Here is a 16,868-nt window from a genome sequence, read left to right on the forward strand (position 1 = left end):
CAAGTGAATATTGATCTAGAGGCACTCCGCACGATTCAGCGCGAGCGAGGCGTCCCGGTGAAGGACCTGCTTGAGGCAATCGCGGGTGCCCTTTTGTATTCCTATCTGGATCACCGTGCCGAGTCTGCTGAGACGAAGGCGGAGGGGACAAAGTCCCGCGTGGATATCGACGCCGATACCGGCGCCGTTGCCGTCATCGTGACGGAAAGCGATCTGGAGACCGGAGAGGTCGTCAGCGAGTACGACGACACCCCGGATAACTTTGGGCGCATCGGCGCCCAGGCTGTCCGCGATGCCATCCTGCGCAAGCTGCGCGAAAACGAAGCGGAGCGGACCTATGATTCCTATTCAGAATTGATCGGCACGGTGGTGTCGGGCGTCGTCCAGCGCGATATCCATGCCAACAAGCGCGGCGTTATCGTGGTGCAATTGGGTACTGAGCACGATTCGCAGGATGCTTTCCTGTTGCCGGCCGAGCAGCTGCCGGGGGAGAAGCTCGAGCACGGTGACCGCGTTAAGGCTTATGTCGTGGGGGTAAACCGCAACGGGGCGAAGGTGCAGATTACGCTGTCGCGTACCCACCCAGAGCTGGTTCGCGGCCTCTTCGAGCTGGAGGTCCCAGAGGTGGCCGACGGCGCAGTCGAAATCATCGCCATCGCCCGCGAGGCTGGACACCGCTCCAAGATCTCCGTTCGCGGCCACGCCAAGGGCCTCAACGCCAAGGGTGCGTGTATCGGCCCGAAGGGTTCCCGCGTCAGCAACGTGATGCGTGAACTCGGTGGTGAAAAGATTGACATCATCGATTACAACGAAGACCCCGCCGTCTACGTGGGTAATGCTCTCGCACCGTCGAAGGTTGTGCGCGTAGAAATCCTCGACGAGGAAGCACAGGTAGCCAAGGTAACCGTGCCGGATTACCAGCTCTCGCTCGCTATCGGCAAGGAAGGGCAGAACGCTCGCCTCGCAGCTCGCCTGACCGGATGGAAGATTGATATTCACTCCGATGCCGCTCGTGACTAGCTTTCCAACCTACCTGCGGTGGGATTAAAGGTTTGGCCTATTTTCGCGTAGACTAGACAACGGCCCACATGCAGGAATGCTGTGGCGTAGTAGTAGTGGTGATTCGACGTAAGGAGTGGGATGTCTCAGGGACAGCGACTCCGCACCTGTATCGCCACGCGTCAAAAGCATCCCGACACGGAATTGCTCAGGGTTGTCGCCGATAGGGACGATCCCACAGGAAGCCGTGTTGTTCCGGATCCGCGCCGCCGCCTCCCCGGCAGGGGAGCGTGGATAAGGCCAGATCTGGAGGCAGTAGAGCTGGCGGAGCGAACCCGTGCCTTCAGGCGCGCGCTCCGATTGTCCACAGACGTGGACACAGGTCACGTACGTGAGTACCTCGCTGCTCAGCAGCAGGTGCAGTCGGCGGGCAACAGCCCGTGCGACCCAGAGTTAAAAAGGAAGACCGAACACTGATGAGCGCACAACCATGAAGCAGCATCAGCGATGAAAGTCCATAGCCATTAACTAGGGGTCAAGCCGTATTCCGCGGCCTTGGCTCCTAGAAAGATTAAAGAGGAGACAAGTGCCCGGAAAGCTACGTGTACACGAGTTGGCAAAGCAGCTCGGCGTAACCAGCAAGGAACTACTCGCCACGCTGAAGGAACAAGGCGAGTTCGTCAAGACCGCATCCTCGACCATCGAACCGCCGGTGGTCAAGAAGATGCGCGCACATTATGAAGCTAAGGGTGGCAACGACAAGCCGGCGGAGAAAACCGCGCCGGCAGCCTCCCCGGCTTCTGCTGCCAAAAAGGCGGCAGAGAAGAAACCAGCAGAGAAGCAGCCGGCTACCGCCGCTAAGCCTGGTCCGAAGCCGGGGGCAGCGCCGAAGCCGGGTGCCGCTCCCAAGCCGGGCGGCGCCCCGAAGCCGGGAACTGCGCCTAAGCCGGGCGGTGCCCCGAAGCCGGGTGCACAGCGCAAGAATGCGGACAAGCCTGGCGAGCGCGCAGTTACACCGCGCTCCATGCCGAAGCCTGGTGGTACCCGTCGCGTCGCCAATAACCCGTTCTCCACGGGCGGCTCGAGCGATCGCCCCAGCCCCGGACCACGTCCGGGCGGCAGCAAGGGGCAGCGCTCCGCCGGCAAGCCTGGTGATAACCGCGGTGGCAAGGGCGGAGCACGCCCGCAGGGTGATGGCAATCGCAGCGGCGGACGCCGCCCATCGCCGGCCATGATGCCTTCGCATCCGAACCCGGCCAGCATGCCGTCGAAGGCCGCAGGCAGCGGCGGTGGCGGTCGCGGCCGAGGTGGTCGTGGCGGCGGACCGGGCCAGGGTGGCCCAGGCCACGGTGGTTTCCGTGGCGGACGCGGTGGTCGCCGTGGTGGTACCGCTGGTGCATTCGGTCGTCCTGGTGGCGCACCGCGTCGCGGCAAGAAGTCGAAGCGTCAGAAGCGCCACGAGTTTGAAGAGCAGCAGAAGCATGAGGTAGGCGGCGTACGCCTGCCTGACGGCGGCGGCAAGGTAGTTCGCCTGCGCCGCGGTGCTTCCCTGGCTGACTTTGCCGAGAAGATCGGTGCGGATCCCGCAGCATTGGTTCAGGCACTGTTCAACCTCGGCGAGATGGTGACGGCTACGGCCTCCGTATCCGAGGACACCCTGCAGCTTTTGGGCTCGGAGATTAACTACGAGGTCCAGGTCGTCTCGCCGGAGGACGAGGACCGCGAGCTGCTCGAGTCCTTCGACCTGCAGTTCGGTGAGGACGAGGGCGGCGAAGAAGCCCTTGAGAAGCGCCCGCCAGTCGTCACCGTGATGGGTCACGTTGACCACGGTAAGACCCGCCTTCTGGACACCATTCGTAAGACCAACGAAGGCGCGGGTGAGGCCGGTGGCATTACCCAGGGCATCGGTGCCTACCAGACCACGGTGAATCTCGAGGATGGCCCGCGTACCATCACCTTCCTGGATACACCGGGCCACGAGGCGTTTACCGCCATGCGTGCCCGTGGTGCCAAGTCCACTGACTTGGCCATCCTGGTGGTCGCCGCTGATGACGGCGTGATGCCGCAGACGATTGAGGCGATTAACCACGCGAAGGCAGCGGACATCCCAGTCGTTGTCGCGGTCAACAAGATTGATAAGCCGGAAGCTTCCCCGGATAAGATCCGTGGTCAGCTCACTGAGTACGGTCTGGTGCCGGAGGAATACGGCGGCGACACGATGTTCGTGGACATCTCCGCGAAGAACAACATCAACATCGACGAGTTGCTGGAGGCTGTCATCCTGACGGCGGACGCTGCACTCGAGCTCACCGCTAACCCGGATATGGATGCGCAGGGTTCTGCCATCGAGGCTCACCTCGACCGTGGCCGCGGTCCGGTGGCAACCGTCATCATTCAGCGCGGTACGCTGCGCATTGGTGATTCCATCGTGGTTGGCGATGCGCACGGACGTGTACGTCGTATGCTCGATGAGTTTGGCAACGACGTGGAAGAGGCCGGCCCGTCCCGCCCGGTCCAGGTGCAGGGCCTCAACGGCGTGCCTGGTGCCGGCGACAACCTCTTGGTTGTCGAAGATGACCGCGTCGCTCGACAGATTGCCGCGCAGCGTGATGCGCGTAAGCGTTCTGCTCTGCAGGCCAAGGCCCGCAAGCGCGTCTCCCTCGAGGATCTGGATGCAGTGCTCAAGGAAACTTCGACGCTCAACCTCATCCTCAAGGGCGACAATGCCGGTTCCGTCGAAGCTCTGGAAGATGCCCTGCTGGACATCGAGGTTGACGACGAGGTTCAGCTCAACATCATCGACCGTGGTGTCGGTGCTGTGACGCAGACCAACGTCAGCCTGGCTGCGGCTTCCGACGCCGTCATCATCGCCTTCAACGTTCGCGCTGAAGGCAAGGCGACGGAGGAAGCGAATGCCGAGGGCGTTGACATCCGCTACTACACCGTGATTTACCGCGCCATCGAAGAGGTTGAGGCAGCTCTCAAGGGCATGCTCAAGCCCATCTACGAGGAGCGGGATACCGGTGCGGCGGAGATCCGCGCGCTGTTCAAGTCCTCCGCCGTCGGCACCATTGCCGGTTGTATGGTCACCGAGGGCAAGGTCAAGCGCAACGGCAAGGTTCGCCTCGTACGCGACGGAAACGTCGTCGTCTCCGATGCCAAGATCGAGTCCCTGCGCCATGAGAAGGATGACGCTAACGAGATCAACGCCGGCTACGAGTGCGGTATGGTCCTGTCCTACCCGGACATCCAGGTAGGCGATATCATCCAGGCCTACGAGGAAGTCGAGGTCCCGCGCGACTAATCACATCTGAGCTCTCCGCTCACTAAGAGCGCTCAGATAAAAAGCCCAGCCAGGAAACATTCCTGGCTGGGCTTTAATCATTTCGGCCGAAAGGTGCAGAATCGGTATCCTAGACTAGTTGCCAGTACCCGTACGCAAAGGAGCTTCACCATGGTTGATCACGCACGCGCCGCGCGCATGGCAAAGCGCATTCAGACAATCGTTGCCAGCGCTATTGAACGCCAGATTAAGGATCGTCGCCTTGAGCTTGTGACTATCACGGATGCCCGCGTTACGGGTGACCTGCACGATGCCACCGTGTACTACACGGTGCGCGGCGCGGATATCGAATCCGAGCCGGATTACGATCAGGCTGCTGAGGCTCTCACGCGAGCTAAGGGGCAGTTGCGCAAGATCGTGGGCGACGAACTGTCGGTTCGCTTTACGCCGACGCTGTCCTTTGAGCTTGACACTGTCCCCGAGGCGTCCGCTCACATGGAGGATTTGCTCGCCCGCGCCCGTGCCCGCGATGCGGAGTTGGCCAAGTTGAAGGAAGGCGCGCAGCCGGCTGGTGATGCGAATCCGTACAAGACCTCGGATAAGGAAGAGGACTAAGTGTCACGAACCAACTACGAAGCCGCAGTTGATGCGCTGGTGCAGGCCAGCAGTATTTGCATCATCACGCACTTGCGCCCAGACGCCGATGCTGTCGGCTCTGCGGCGGCCCTCACCTTGGCGCTGCGCCAGCGCGGGAAGCAGACCCGCACCGTGATCGGGCAGCGCCGCGATATTTCCGCCAACCTATTCTCCATTCCTACCGTGGACGAGATTGAGTTGGTGGATGAGCTTCCGCAGGGCTACGACCTTTATGTCACTGTGGACTGCGGCTCGATAGATAGGACGGGTTCGGTGGCCCGGGAGATCGAGAAAATGGCCGCCGTCGGCCGCGTCCTATGTATCGATCACCATGCTTCTAACGACGGCTTTGGCGCCATCAACGTGGTGGATCCAGTGTGTGAGTCCACCACGGTGGTTCTGCTCGATATCCTGGATAGGCTTTCCATCCAGATCGATCGCATCATCGCGCACTGCCTGTACGCGGGCCTTGTTACCGATACCGGTAACTTCCGGTGGGGCCGCCCAGCGATGCATGATATCGCTGCGCGCCTGATGCTCTATGGGCTCGACACCAAGCAGATTGCGCTGGAACTCATGGACTCCAGCACGGCCGATGACCTGCAGATGATCGGACGCGTGCTCTCAGGCCTCAGGATTGAGGAAGCAGGGGAGCACCGCCTGGCTGTTCTCTTCGTGCCGCATGAGGAAGTCGCGTCTCATGCCGATTCCGCCATTGAGTCTTTTGTCGACTATGTCCGCGCATTGAAGGGCACTGACATTGGAGTGGTCTTCAAGGAACAGGCGCCCAATGTGTGGGCAGTATCTTTGCGTTCCTCTGCGGTCAACTGCGCCGAAGTGGCCCTCACCTTCGGCGGCGGTGGGCATGTTCCGGCGGCTGGCTATACCGCGCACGGAACGCCCGAGGAGGTTATCGCGCAGCTGGTAGGTGCGTTGTCCTAAATGGCTTCCGAGCAACCAGTCAAGGTATCTGCCGCGGAGGTTTTCCGTCTTGCCGTGCCCGCTCTGGGAGTTCTCGCGGCGATGCCGCTTTATTTGCTCCTGGATACCGCGGTGGTGGGCCGGCTAGGGGCGGAGGATTTGGCCTCGCTAGGGGCTGCGGCCACGCTGCATTCCGTGGTCACTACACAACTGACCTTCTTGTCTTATGGCACGACCGCGCGAGCCTCTCGTTTATTCGGGGCGGGTAAGCGGGAAGAGGCCGTGGCGGAGGGCGTGCAAGCAACGTGGGTTGCCGTGGGCGTGGGGTTGGTGCTCGCTATCATCATGTGGCTCTTTGCCGGCGTCTTCGCGATGTGGTTGACTGGCAATCCAGATACGGCGCGGGGGACAGCACAGTGGCTGCGAATCGCGGCCGTCGCTATTCCTTTTACCCTCATCAACATGGCCGGCAACGGCTGGATGCGCGGTGTTCAAAACACCCGCAAGCCTCTCTACTTCACCCTTGCAGGTATGGTTCCTGGCGCCATCGCGGTGCCTATTTTCGTGCACTTCTGGGGGTTGCCGGGCTCAGCTCTGGCCACGGTGCTGGGCATGGGGATCATCGCGGCGTTCTTCGTGGCGGAGCTGCGCCGCGAGCATGTCGGTTCGTGGGAGGTCCGCTGGAGCGTTGTGCGTCGGCAGCTCGTGTTGGGGCGTGACCTCATCGTGCGTTCGTTGAGTTTCCAAGTGGCATTTTTGTCGGCGGCAGCGGTGGCCTCGCGTATCGGAACGGCCCAGTTGGCTGCGCATCAAATCATGATGCAGATGTGGAACTTCCTGTCCCTCGTTCTGGATTCCCTCGCTATCGCTGCCCAAGCATTGACCGGCGCGGCATTGGGGGCAGGGTCAGCGCGCTATGCCCGCACGGTGGGAACCAAGGTGACGCTCTACTCGACGTCCTTCTCCCTCGCGCTCGCAGCGGTACTAGGCCTCGGCGCCGGTGTCATCCCGCAGATTTTTACTACGAGCCCGGAGGTCCTCGAGGTCATTTCCGGCCCGTGGTGGGTTATGACTTTCCTCGTCATTATTGGCGGCGTCGTTTTCGCCCTAGACGGCGTTCTCCTAGGCGCTGGGGACGCAGCCTTCCTCCGCACGCTCACCCTCGCATCGGTGCTCTTGGGCTTCCTCCCCGGTGTCTGGTTGGCCCTGGTTTTCGGCACCGGCCTGACCGGGGTGTGGGGCGGAATCGCCGCGTTCATCCTCATCCGCATGGTGGGCGTGGTGTGGCGCTTCTACTCAATGCGGTGGGCGCAGGTTTAGCCCTGTGGTAAAAGTAGAGAGAATGTTTGTGTGAAGGAGGCGCTATGACCACGTTGTGGGCTGTCTCCGATCTCCACGCGGCGGTGCGAGTCAACGGGGACCGTATCGAGGAACTCGTTCCGCCGAATCCGAATGACTGGTTGATTGTGGCGGGCGATGTGGCCGAGCGCATTGACCTTGTCATCAACACCTTGGCGCGGCTGAAAAACCGCTACGCCACCGTGATCTGGGTGCCCGGCAATCACGAACTCTTTTCCCGCGGCCAGGACGCGTATCAGGGACGTGAAAAATACGATCGGCTCGTGGAGGGCTGCCGGGAGATTGGCGTGGTTACCCCAGAAGACCCTTTCCCGGTTTTTGGAGGGGTTACTGTCGTCCCGCTTTTTACGCTGTATGACTACAGTTTTCGTCCGCCGGGAACAACGGTAGAGCAGGCGCTCGCGAGCGCGAAGCAGAAGCAGATCATCATGACCGATGAATTTGCTATCGCCCCGTTCGTCGATGTCCGCGCGTGGTGCTGGGACCGCTTGGCGTATTCCATCAAGCGCCTATCACGGGTTGAGGGCGAGACCGTCCTGATCAATCACTGGCCGCTGGTGCAGGAGCCAACCTTGTACCTGCGCTGGCCCGAGGTGGCGTTGTGGTGTGGAACCCGCCACACGCGTTCCTGGCCGCGGCGCTACAACGCCAAGGCGGTCATTTACGGTCACCTCCATATGCCCAACCGAGCCAACATTGATGGAGTAGACCACATTGAGGTGTCTTTGGGGTATCCGCGTGAGTGGCAAGCGCACGGACATCTCCAGCCGTGGCCATATCCGGTGCTGAGTATCGATGAGAAGACAGGGAGGGCAGAGCATGCTTGAGCCTTCCCTCTTCCCGGAGTCAGCGCGCTATTGCTATGTGCGTACAGACGAGTCGATGACCGATCTGCTCAATTACAACCACCTATCCCCGGAAGAGCGCTCCGTGGTCTCCCAAGCCGTGGACGTGCGCAAGTCCGAATTTGGGGATGCACGCTGGTGTGCCCACCAAGCCTTGAAGGAGCTCAACTACACCGACAATGAGCCGATTCTGCGCGGCGAGCGAGGCATGCCGCTGTGGCCGGAGGGCTATACCGGATCGATGACGCACACCGAAGGCCTGCGTGCAGCGGTAGCAGCGCCAACCACCCACGTGCGCTCGATGGGGCTGGATGCCGAACCCGCGGAGCCTTTGCCGGAGCATGTGCTGACGATGATCGCTCGGCCGGGGGAGATGCCGCAGCTGGCTCAGTTACAAGCGGCGGGTATTTCCTGCCCGGACCGCCTGTTGTTCTGTGCCAAGGAGGCCACCTACAAGACCTGGTTTCCCATGACCCGGCGGTGGCTTGATTTTGACCAAGCGGAAATTGACCTGCGCCTAGACGGAACGCTGGTCTCTTACCTCTTGGCACGGCCGACTCCAGTGCCGTTCATTACGGGGCACTGGATCATCCGGGATGGCTATGTCATCGTTTCTGCTGCCGTTCCAGCGCTCAACTTTGGCAGGTAAACCGGGTCATTAAAGCGTCGAGGGCCGCGCGACGAAAACCGTGGCTAAGCGCTTTCCTTTCTCCTTGATCAGGGCGATCGACCGTCCCTGCGGATCGACGGCCGCGTACGTGCCTTTCAGCCCACGCGGCTCCAGCCATTTGCCCATAGCCAGGGCCTGGGCCTCATCATCGGTGACTTCTAAAACCGGATAGCTGCGAGCGAGAGCCTCATCGAGACTCAGGGACAGCGTCGGGGAGTCCTCGAGAGCAGAGAGGGGGAGGGCGTCGTCAAGCGTGAAAGGGCCCACCTCCGTGCGGCGCAGCGCGGTAAGGTGCCCGCCGACGCCGAGGGCCTCACCCAGATCCCGAGCCAGCGAGCGGATGTAGGTTCCCGAAGAACACGCGACCGACACGTCCAAATCTACGAACTCGCCGCAGCGCCGCGTATCGAGGATATCGAAGCGGCTGACCGTCACTGGGCGCGCGGGGATCTCAACCTCTTCGCCTGCCCGCACCCTTTCGTGCGCGCGTTTACCATCGATCTTGATAGCGGAGACCGCTGCCGGCCGCTGCAAAATATCGCCGGTCAGCGCAGCAACCTCGTGCGCAATGGCAGAATCCTCCACTGCGGTTGCCGGTTTGCCCCACGTAGCTTCACCTTCCGCATCGTCGGTGTGGGTAGCCATTCCGAGGCGAATCGTGGCGTCGTAGGCCTTGGTGGAGGCCACCATGTGCGCGAGGAACTTGGTGCCACGTTCGAGGCCTACAACGAGCACTCCCGTGGCCATCGGATCAAGCGTGCCCGCGTGGCCCACCTTGCGGGTGCGGAAGAAGCGGCGGAGTTTTCCCACGACGTCGTGCGAGGTCATGCCGGCGGGTTTGTCGACGACCACGAGGCCGGAACGTTCGAGCGGATCAGTCATGCCCTGCAGTCTAGGGCACCGGCTGCGGTGGGATAGCATGGTGGCCGTGGATATTTGGTACGGAATCAATAGCATCCCCGCTGACCTTGGTCCGACATCAGTGACGATTGGTGTCTTCGATGGCCTGCACCGCGGACACCAACAGTTGGTCACAAAGGCCGTCGAGCATGCGCGCACGCATGGCCAACGCCCAATCATGGTGACCTTTGATCCGCACCCAGTCTCCGTGTTCTTGCCGGAGCGCGCGCCGCTCTCCGTGATTACTTTTGAGCGCCGCATGCAGTTGGCGGAAGAGATGGGCATCGAGGCCGTGCTCGTCATCGACTTCACCGAGGAACTCCAGGGCGTCGAGCCGCGCGAGTACGTGACGGAACTCCTGGTGGGGCGTTTGCACACAGAACACGTCGTGGTGGGGGAGAACTTCACCTTCGGCGCAGGTGCATCCGGCACCGCGGAGGCGCTAGCGAAATTCGGTGCCGAATTCGGGTTCGACGTTGACATCGTGCCTTTGCTTGACGACGAGGGCGAGCGCATCTGCTCCACCAACATCCGCGCTGCTCTTGCTAAGGGCGATATTGCGCGCGCCAATTGGGCGCTGGGACGCCACTTTACGGTGACCGGGCCCGTTGTGCGCGGTGCAGGACGCGGCGGAAAGGAGCTTGGTTTCCCGACCGCCAACCAGTATTTCCCGGAATCCGTCGCCATCCCGGCCGATGGCGTCTACGCGGGCTGGTTCGTGGTTGAACCCACCGGCGCTCCACTCGAAGGCGACATGGAGCCCGGCGTTCCTTATCCAGCCGCTATCTCGGTGGGTACGAACCCCACCTTCGGCGACGAGGAGCGTTCGGTGGAGTCCTTCGTGCTGGACCGCGATGCTGACTTGTACGGGCACGAGGCCACCGTGCACTTTGTCGACCACGTGCGTGACATGGAGAAATTCAACTCCGTGGAGGAACTCCTGACAGCTATGGAGCGAGATGTTGCTCGAGTTCGTGAGATTCTGGCACGCGAGGCCTAAATGAAGATCATCCTCGACCTCGACACCGGAATCGACGATGCCCTCGCTCTCGCCTATGCCGTAGCGCACCCTGATCTCGAGTTGATCGGGGTCACCGGCACCTATGGCAATGTGCCGGTGGCGCTGGGCGTGCGTAACTCGCTGGCGTTGCTGGAGCTTCTCGACGCCGAGGATGTCCCCGTCTTCATTGGGCCGACACGCCCGGGCTTTAACGTTGCCCCCATTTCAGCGTTCATCCATGGCCGCAATGGACTTGGGGAAGTGCTTCTGCCTCCGCCGCGCCGCAAGGCATATGAGGATGCAGTGGGCTTTCTTATCCGTTCGGTCCGTGAGCATGGTGAGGATCTGGTGATTGTGCCGACGGGGTCGTCGACAAGCATCGCAGCTGCCATGCGCGAAGACCCGGACTTCGCCCGCAACGCCCGCATCGTCATGATGGGCGGCGCGCTGACCGTGCCCGGGAACGTCACGCCCTATGCCGAGGCCAATGTCTTCCAAGACCCGCAGGCTACGGACTATGTCTTCCGGCATGCTCGCGATCTCACCATGGTGGGGCTCGATGTCACGCTGCGCACCTTGCTCACCAGGGAGCACACGAAGCAATGGCGCGGTACACCCACTGGTCGTATTTATGCGGACATCGTGGACTACTACATCCGCGCCTACAAGACGACCTCGCCGCACCTTGGCGGTTGTGGGCTCCACGATCCCTTGGCGGTGGCCGTGGCTGCAGATCCCTCACTGGTCACATGCCTCGACCTCAATCTGCGGTGTGAGGAGAACGGGCGCACTATTGGTGACCCGGAACGCCTGGATAACCCCACCGCCCGTGTCGCCGTTGCGGTGGATGATGCGCGCTTCGTTGATGATTTGATGTCGAAGCTGGGCAGCCTCTATACTTCTACTTCGGCTTGCTGACTGCGGTCCACAGTAGTCACGGGCAGCGCCTCACGGCGCATCATTTCATGTGGACTGAAATACAATAGGAGATTTTCCATGGCTTTGAGCACCGAGAAGAAGGCTGAAATCCTCAAGGAGTACGGCCTGCACGAGACCGACACCGGCTCCCCGGAGGCACAGGTTGCCCTGCTGACCACCCGCATCAACAACCTGACCGAGCACCTCAAGGATCACAAGCACGATCACCACTCCCGCCGTGGTCTGCTGCTCATGGTTGGTCGCCGTCGTGGCCTGCTGAAGTACCTGGCCGCTAACGACGTTGACCGTTACCGCGACCTGATTTCTCGCCTGGGTCTGCGCCGCTAAGCGCTTAACTTTTCAACCCCCGCACCTGTGTGCGGGGGTTTTCTTGTCTCATCTGCTAAAATTCTTGGGCGTTGTCAGAAAACATCGAAGAAGAGGCGGCACCGAAGATCGCCATGACAGCTCCAAGGAGAGTTACATCCATGAGCGCTAAAAACGCTAAGAACCAACCGAACAATTCCGTCGAGTTCCTTATCGACGACGATTACGGCATCACCGAGGCCATCGCCACCCTGGACAATGGCGATTTCGGCACGCGTACCATCCGTTTTGAGACGGGCCAGCTGGCTCGCCAAGCCGGTGGCTCCGTGACCACTTACCTGGACGAGGACACCATGCTGCTGTCCACGACCACCGCTTCAAACCAGCCGCGCGAAGGTTTCGATTTCTTCCCGCTGACCGTGGACGTCGAGGAGCGCATGTACGCCGCGGGTAAGATCCCGGGCTCCTTCTTCCGCCGTGAGGGCCGTCCCTCTACTGAGGCTATTCTGGCCTGCCGCCTCATCGACCGCCCGCTGCGCCCGACCTTCGTGAAGGGCTTGCGCAACGAGGTTCAGGTCGTTGTCACGGTCCTCTCCATGGACCCGGAGGAGTACTACGACGTCGTTGCCATCAACGGCGCTTCCGCCTCCACCCAGCTCTCCGGCCTACCTGTGTCTGGCCCGGTGGGCGGCGTGCGCATGGCACTGATCGCTGATGATAAGCACCCTAAGGGCCAGTGGGTGGCCTTCCCGAACAACGAGCAGCACGAGCGTGCTCTCTTCGAGATGGTCGTTGCCGGCCGCATCGTGAAGAAGGGCCGCAAGGATGACGTTGCCATCATGATGGTGGAGGCCGGCGCTGGTGTGCACGTAGCCGAGCGCATCAAGGAAGGTGCTCCGGCTCCGCAGGAGTCCACCGTGGCTGAGGGGCTGGAGGCGGCGAAGCCTTTCATCAAGTCTTTGTGCGAGGCGCAGGCCGGTCTGGCGGAGCGTGCTGCCAAGGAGACGCAGGAGTTCCCGCTCTTCCCGCCCTACGATGATGATGTCTACGCGGCTGTTGAGAAGGCTGCATCCAAGAAGCTGGAGAAGCTGCTTACTATCCCGGGCAAGCAGGACCGCGACGATGCTACCAATGACTACATGGAGCAGGTTGAGGCACAGCTCATCGAGGACTTTGATGACCTCGATGAGGCCGATGCCTCCAAGCAGATCCGCAATGCTTTCAACGCCGTGATGAAGGCCATCGTCCGCAACAAGATCCTCACTGAAGGGTTCCGCATCGATGGCCGCGGCGTCACCGATATCCGCGACCTCGGCGTTGAGGTCGATCTCGTTCCGCGCGCCCATGGTTCCTCCCTCTTTGAGCGCGGTGAGACCCAGATTCTGGGTGTGACCACCTTGGACATGCTCAAGATGGAACAGCAGGTCGACTCCCTGACCCCAGTGGAGTCCAAGCGCTACATGCACCACTACAACTTCCCGCCGTATTCCACCGGTGAGACCGGCCGAGTGGGTTCCCCGAAGCGTCGCGAAATCGGCCACGGTGCTCTGGCTGAGCGTGCCTTGCTGCCGGTTATCCCGTCCCGCGAGGATTTCCCTTACGCCATCCGCCAGGTTTCTGAGGCTTTGGGCTCCAATGGCTCGACTTCCATGGGCTCTGTCTGTGCCTCCACCTTGTCCCTCTACAACGCGGGCGTTCCGCTGAAGGCTCCGGTGGCCGGTATCGCCATGGGCTTGGTTTCTGGTGAAGTTAACGGCAAGGAAAAGTTCGTGGCGCTCACCGATATCCTCGGTGCTGAGGATGCTTTTGGCGATATGGACTTCAAGGTCGCGGGTACCTCCGAGTTCATCACCGCCTTGCAATTGGATACCAAGCTGGATGGCATTCCTTCGCGCGTGCTTGCCGACGCCCTCGACCAGGCCCGCGACGCCCGTGCTGCCATCCTCGACACCATGGCGGAGGTTATCGAGAGCCCGGACGAGATGTCTGGCCTTGCCCCGCGTATTACCTCGGTGACGATCCCTGTCAACAAGATTGGTGAGCTCATTGGTCCGAAGGGCAAGACCATCAACGCCATCACGGAGGAAACCGGTGCCGATGTTTCCATCGAAGAAGACGGCACGGTTTATATCTCTGCGGCTACTGGTGAGGCTGCTGAGGCCGCAATCGACCGCGTGAATAGCATCGCTAACCCGCAGCTGCCGAAGGTGGGCGAGCGCTTCCTTGGCACCGTGGTAAAGACCGTAGCCTTTGGTGCCTTCGTCTCCCTGACCCCGGGCCGCGATGGCCTTGTGCACATCTCGAAGCTGGGTGGCGACGAGCGCATCGAAAAGGTCGAGGACGTCGTCAATGTTGGCGATAAGATTCAAGTGGAAATCGCCGACATCGATAACCGTGGGAAGATCTCCCTGGTTCCGGTTGAGGAGGACTAATTCCCAAACCTCATAAGCCAGAGCCCCGCTCTCCAGCTCGTTCATGGGCTGCGATGGCGGGGCTCTTAGCTTGTTGGGTGCTAGCTGCTAGTCCTGGAAATCAAGTACAAGTCGTTTGGGGTCCTCGAGAAATGTCACCGAGTACGGAGTCCTCTTCTGCAGACCAATGATGAATTGCGATTGTGACTCAAATGAGCTGGTGTAGACGACCTCACTCACGACTCCAGTTCCAGGAGTAGTTCCCTGCTGAATATGCCGTTCCTCGAGCTCAGGCGTAGATGGCCAAGGAGTTCCCTCGATTCCGACGTCGAGAAAAGCATTTCCTTCTGCCTCAACGGGGTAACCGGAGGCCTGCTGAGTTGGGCTGTCTGTGTAGGTGGTAAACCAGCCCGGTTCGCCGTTTCCCTCGAGATCAATAACTACGCGGGTAAAGCCATTGTGAGCCCCCACACGCACCGTAGTTGGCGTGAGATCTCCAAGCCGTTCGGGCATGTGATGCCGATTATCCAGGGCTGCTGTACCCATGCCCGCAAACTGTGCTGCAGTCATCGCCTCCGAGCTGCTTTGCGCGCCCGAGTCCTCTGAGGCCATTTCTTCACTGGCTGGTGCTTCAGCAACTCGCGGGCTGGATTCAACCGAACTAAAAGCAGGTGAATTTGTGGAGTGCGAACCTCCCTCAGAGCATGCGGTGATGGTCAACGCACATCCGGCAATGATGACCCCGAAGACGGTGGTCGGTGCAATAGAGCGAGTCATATTTTCCCTTCAGCTGTGACAGCAGGATCCAGCTTCCTAGACCATCATAACGAGCAGCAACACGTGGGCATCACTGCGTAACCCCGCTGGACCCCGAGGGGCATTCTCAGGCCATCTAGCCTCCCTAACTCTTAAAAGTTCCGCTCAGTTCCAAAAACTGCGCCGACTTTTTACCATTAGGGAGGCTTTTCTTTATCTCCCTCCGGCCCCGGCTCCCGCGACCCTTCGTCGTTTGATTCGACGGCTTGGGGTTGTGCGGGGTGAGTTTTGGGTTCATCGTTTGTTTCGACGGCGCGGGGCTTATCCGTGTGTTCATCCTTCTTAGTTATGCGTACCGAACGGAGGTTCTATGGATTTGAGAGGACTTTCCATCTACTGTCATGAGTGAAGTGCATTCCCAACGCTAAGAAAGGTAAAGAATATGGTTAAAAAGTCTGCAAGAAAAGTTCGTTTGGCATTGGTTTGTGGTGCTGTCTTGGCTCTTGCCGCCCCCCAGTAGCGCGTTTGCTCAGGATGCAGAAGCGACCTTGGATGGTGATACGGTTCCTGCTGCAGACAGTGAATCGGGATTTGAGTTGTCTTCCGGAGAAACCAAGACTGTAGACCTGTCGGATGCCAAGGAGAAACAGTCAGCGGAAATCCATGTGGAAGGTGAGCCGACTATAAGCTTCTATGATGCATCAAACACTGCCCCTGCGTGTGTGTCTGCTGAGCATCATCAAGCTGAGATCAAAATTCGGAATAATTGCCCTACACCTGTTCGGGTGAAAGTCATCATGACGGGTTGGGTGGGTTCTCAGGATATTGAGTGCACAGGGGTTGCCCCGGGCGCTGAAGAAACCGTTTCCAAGTTGAAGGTTCCAGGTATTACTCGCATCGATCGAGTGGAGAATTGCTAATGAAGAAATTACGTGCTTTGGCGCTTACACTCGCTCTTCCTTCTGCAGTGTTTGCTCAAACGCAAGTCGCGCAAGCAGCGGGTGTTGTTAAAAATGAACTAGGCATGATCACCATGAAATGCCAGGTAGTGGAGAATGCCCCCGGCAATCCTATTGTGGGCTTTGTCATAGGTAATCATCCAACAGATCCTAATGCTGCCAAATCCGATGCAAATTTGTATGAAAGCAAGTTTAACAATGCCCATAAGAGGCATTGCTATCCTCAGCGGAAGTACCGTCCGTCGGGTGCCTATGACACGAGTTGGAACCCTAAATGATGTCCAGCGAAATTACCCTGACAAAGACCTATTTCCTTGCGAGAGAAGAGGATTTGCCTCGGTTTTATCAGCGCTATCTTGAACGAGTGGAGCGCGTGAAACAGTTCACGACCGTCTATCTGGTCGCTGATGTGGAGATTGATGAGTCGGATTCCGTTGTGAAAAAGAACTTGCTCCATGATCTCCAGGCTCAGAGTGATGAACCGGTTAACGAGGATGAATGGAATATGTATAGCTATTCCACCGCATTAGGGACGATCGACGAGCCTATTGAGCCTGGGGCGGCTGTGTCACGTTTGTGGGAGGACATGCTTTTGACCGACGATGAGGAGTGGCCTCGGTCTTTTATCAGCTCTGTTGATTTCGCGTCGTTTATGTCACGGCCGAAGTAACGGACTGGAAGCCGTTCGGTGCAGGTGGTGAAGTTTTGTCGAGGGAGTCACGCTTAACGTGACTCCCTGAGCTATTGTTCTCTATTTTTGTGAAGCTAACCCGTTAAGAACATTTGTTCCATCTTTCCAGAGAGTGTGTCTCCCTCCTGTTATATAATCAATAGTGCTTCGCGGGTTGAGCTAAGCAGTGATCTAGGACTCGACATCCTAGGTA

At 59.8% G+C, this 16,868-nt stretch carries 17 protein-coding genes; 15 read left to right on the forward strand and 2 right to left on the reverse strand.

The features are described 5' to 3' along the window. Window positions 1–3 precede the first annotated feature (3 nt). The 8 genes from nusA to QKE52_RS01235 all read left to right on the forward strand — a co-directional run bounded on the left by nusA (window position 4) and on the right by QKE52_RS01235 (window position 8,692). Entirely contained in the window at window positions 4–1,020 is a 1,017-nt protein-coding gene (gene nusA / locus QKE52_RS01200) for a transcription termination factor NusA (protein WP_046648077.1), read from the forward strand. Window positions 1,021–1,140: 120 nt separating this feature from the next. Beyond that, a complete protein-coding gene (locus QKE52_RS01205) occupies window positions 1,141–1,476 on the forward strand; it encodes a YlxR family protein (RefSeq protein WP_049155427.1) in 336 nt (111 codons plus the stop codon). A gap of 109 nt (window positions 1,477–1,585) precedes the next feature. Then, window positions 1,586–4,303, forward strand: a complete 2,718-nt coding sequence (gene infB, locus QKE52_RS01210; protein WP_175973142.1) for a translation initiation factor IF-2 — start codon at window positions 1,586–1,588, stop codon at window positions 4,301–4,303. Between the two features lie 150 nt (window positions 4,304–4,453). Further along, complete coding sequence (gene rbfA, locus QKE52_RS01215; protein ID WP_046648080.1) at window positions 4,454–4,897, forward strand: 30S ribosome-binding factor RbfA; 444 nt, start codon at window positions 4,454–4,456, stop codon at window positions 4,895–4,897. Then, window positions 4,898–5,860 carry a bifunctional oligoribonuclease/PAP phosphatase NrnA gene (locus QKE52_RS01220; RefSeq protein WP_347947894.1) on the forward strand — a complete coding sequence of 321 codons (963 nt, stop codon included), beginning with the start codon at window positions 4,898–4,900 and terminating at the stop codon, window positions 5,858–5,860. Beyond that, the gene (locus QKE52_RS01225) at window positions 5,861–7,159 is read left to right on the forward strand and encodes an MATE family efflux transporter (RefSeq protein ID WP_144012980.1); all 1,299 of its coding nucleotides are present in this window, start codon (window positions 5,861–5,863) and stop codon (window positions 7,157–7,159) included. It begins immediately after the preceding gene. 44 nt (window positions 7,160–7,203) lie between these two features. Continuing rightward, complete coding sequence (locus QKE52_RS01230; RefSeq protein ID WP_049155431.1) at window positions 7,204–8,025, forward strand: metallophosphoesterase; 822 nt, start codon at window positions 7,204–7,206, stop codon at window positions 8,023–8,025. Then, window positions 8,018–8,692, forward strand: a complete 675-nt coding sequence (locus tag QKE52_RS01235) for a 4'-phosphopantetheinyl transferase superfamily protein (protein WP_347947895.1) — start codon at window positions 8,018–8,020, stop codon at window positions 8,690–8,692. Before QKE52_RS01230 ends, QKE52_RS01235 begins: the two co-directional genes overlap by 8 nt. Window positions 8,693–8,701: 9 nt before the next feature. Here QKE52_RS01235 and truB read toward each other — a convergent pair whose 3' ends face one another. Next, a complete protein-coding gene (gene truB / locus QKE52_RS01240; RefSeq protein ID WP_347947896.1) occupies window positions 8,702–9,595 on the reverse strand; it encodes a tRNA pseudouridine(55) synthase TruB in 894 nt (297 codons plus the stop codon). 37 nt (window positions 9,596–9,632) lie between these two features. On the opposite strand from truB, the gene QKE52_RS01245 reads away from it, so the two are divergent. From QKE52_RS01245 to QKE52_RS01260, 4 genes are all read left to right on the forward strand, one after another. Next, the gene (locus QKE52_RS01245; RefSeq protein WP_158396513.1) at window positions 9,633–10,613 is read left to right on the forward strand and encodes a bifunctional riboflavin kinase/FAD synthetase; all 981 of its coding nucleotides are present in this window, start codon (window positions 9,633–9,635) and stop codon (window positions 10,611–10,613) included. Beyond that, window positions 10,614–11,531 (forward strand): nucleoside hydrolase, encoded by a 918-nt coding sequence (locus QKE52_RS01250; RefSeq protein ID WP_347947897.1) that lies wholly within the window; start codon window positions 10,614–10,616, stop codon window positions 11,529–11,531. It abuts the gene before it with no gap. A 78-nt stretch (window positions 11,532–11,609) separates the two neighbouring features. Further along, window positions 11,610–11,879, forward strand: a complete 270-nt coding sequence (gene rpsO / locus QKE52_RS01255) for a 30S ribosomal protein S15 (RefSeq protein ID WP_046648089.1) — start codon at window positions 11,610–11,612, stop codon at window positions 11,877–11,879. A gap of 140 nt (window positions 11,880–12,019) precedes the next feature. Continuing rightward, window positions 12,020–14,290 carry a polyribonucleotide nucleotidyltransferase gene (locus tag QKE52_RS01260; protein ID WP_347947899.1) on the forward strand — a complete coding sequence of 757 codons (2,271 nt, stop codon included), beginning with the start codon at window positions 12,020–12,022 and terminating at the stop codon, window positions 14,288–14,290. 87 nt (window positions 14,291–14,377) lie between these two features. Here the strand turns inward: QKE52_RS01260 and QKE52_RS01265 are convergent, their stop codons facing one another. Further along, window positions 14,378–15,046: a hypothetical protein gene (locus QKE52_RS01265; RefSeq protein ID WP_158396518.1), complete on the reverse strand. Its 669-nt coding sequence runs from the start codon at window positions 15,044–15,046 to the stop codon at window positions 14,378–14,380. A 464-nt stretch (window positions 15,047–15,510) separates the two neighbouring features. Between QKE52_RS01265 and QKE52_RS01270 the strand changes: the two genes are divergently transcribed. The 3 genes from QKE52_RS01270 to QKE52_RS01280 are packed head-to-tail and all read left to right on the forward strand — an operon-like array spanning window position 15,511 to window position 16,654. Beyond that, window positions 15,511–15,945, forward strand: a complete 435-nt coding sequence (locus tag QKE52_RS01270; RefSeq protein WP_347947900.1) for a hypothetical protein — start codon at window positions 15,511–15,513, stop codon at window positions 15,943–15,945. Beyond that, window positions 15,945–16,262, forward strand: a complete 318-nt coding sequence (locus tag QKE52_RS01275; RefSeq protein WP_141754606.1) for a hypothetical protein — start codon at window positions 15,945–15,947, stop codon at window positions 16,260–16,262. The genes QKE52_RS01270 and QKE52_RS01275 overlap by 1 nt, the downstream gene beginning before the upstream one ends. After that, complete coding sequence (locus QKE52_RS01280; protein WP_042531285.1) at window positions 16,259–16,654, forward strand: hypothetical protein; 396 nt, start codon at window positions 16,259–16,261, stop codon at window positions 16,652–16,654. Before QKE52_RS01275 ends, QKE52_RS01280 begins: the two co-directional genes overlap by 4 nt. Window positions 16,655–16,868: the final 214 nt, after the last annotated feature.

This window comes from Corynebacterium sp. c25Ua_47 (genome assembly GCF_039907205.1).
Classification (GTDB): domain Bacteria; phylum Actinomycetota; class Actinomycetes; order Mycobacteriales; family Mycobacteriaceae; genus Corynebacterium; species Corynebacterium hiratae.

Bases quoted from the DNA above. Each gene is read 5' to 3' on its own strand.
- QKE52_RS01205 (WP_049155427.1), top strand. From the start codon at position 1,141: ATGTCTCAGGGACAGCGACTCCGCACCTGTATCGCCACGCGTCAAAAG.
- rbfA (WP_046648080.1), top strand. From the start codon at position 4,454: ATGGTTGATCACGCACGCGCCGCGCGCATGGCAAAGCGCATTCAGACA.
- QKE52_RS01225 (WP_144012980.1), top strand. From the start codon at position 5,861: ATGGCTTCCGAGCAACCAGTCAAGGTATCTGCCGCGGAGGTTTTCCGT.
- QKE52_RS01230 (WP_049155431.1), top strand. From the start codon at position 7,204: ATGACCACGTTGTGGGCTGTCTCCGATCTCCACGCGGCGGTGCGAGTC.
- QKE52_RS01235 (WP_347947895.1), top strand. From the start codon at position 8,018: ATGCTTGAGCCTTCCCTCTTCCCGGAGTCAGCGCGCTATTGCTATGTG.
- truB (WP_347947896.1), bottom strand. From the start codon at position 9,595: ATGACTGATCCGCTCGAACGTTCCGGCCTCGTGGTCGTCGACAAACCC.
- QKE52_RS01245 (WP_158396513.1), top strand. From the start codon at position 9,633: ATGGTGGCCGTGGATATTTGGTACGGAATCAATAGCATCCCCGCTGAC.
- QKE52_RS01250 (WP_347947897.1), top strand. From the start codon at position 10,614: ATGAAGATCATCCTCGACCTCGACACCGGAATCGACGATGCCCTCGCT.
- rpsO (WP_046648089.1), top strand. From the start codon at position 11,610: ATGGCTTTGAGCACCGAGAAGAAGGCTGAAATCCTCAAGGAGTACGGC.
- QKE52_RS01260 (WP_347947899.1), top strand. From the start codon at position 12,020: ATGAGCGCTAAAAACGCTAAGAACCAACCGAACAATTCCGTCGAGTTC.
- QKE52_RS01265 (WP_158396518.1), bottom strand. From the start codon at position 15,046: ATGACTCGCTCTATTGCACCGACCACCGTCTTCGGGGTCATCATTGCC.
- QKE52_RS01275 (WP_141754606.1), top strand. From the start codon at position 15,945: ATGAAGAAATTACGTGCTTTGGCGCTTACACTCGCTCTTCCTTCTGCA.
- QKE52_RS01280 (WP_042531285.1), top strand. From the start codon at position 16,259: ATGATGTCCAGCGAAATTACCCTGACAAAGACCTATTTCCTTGCGAGA.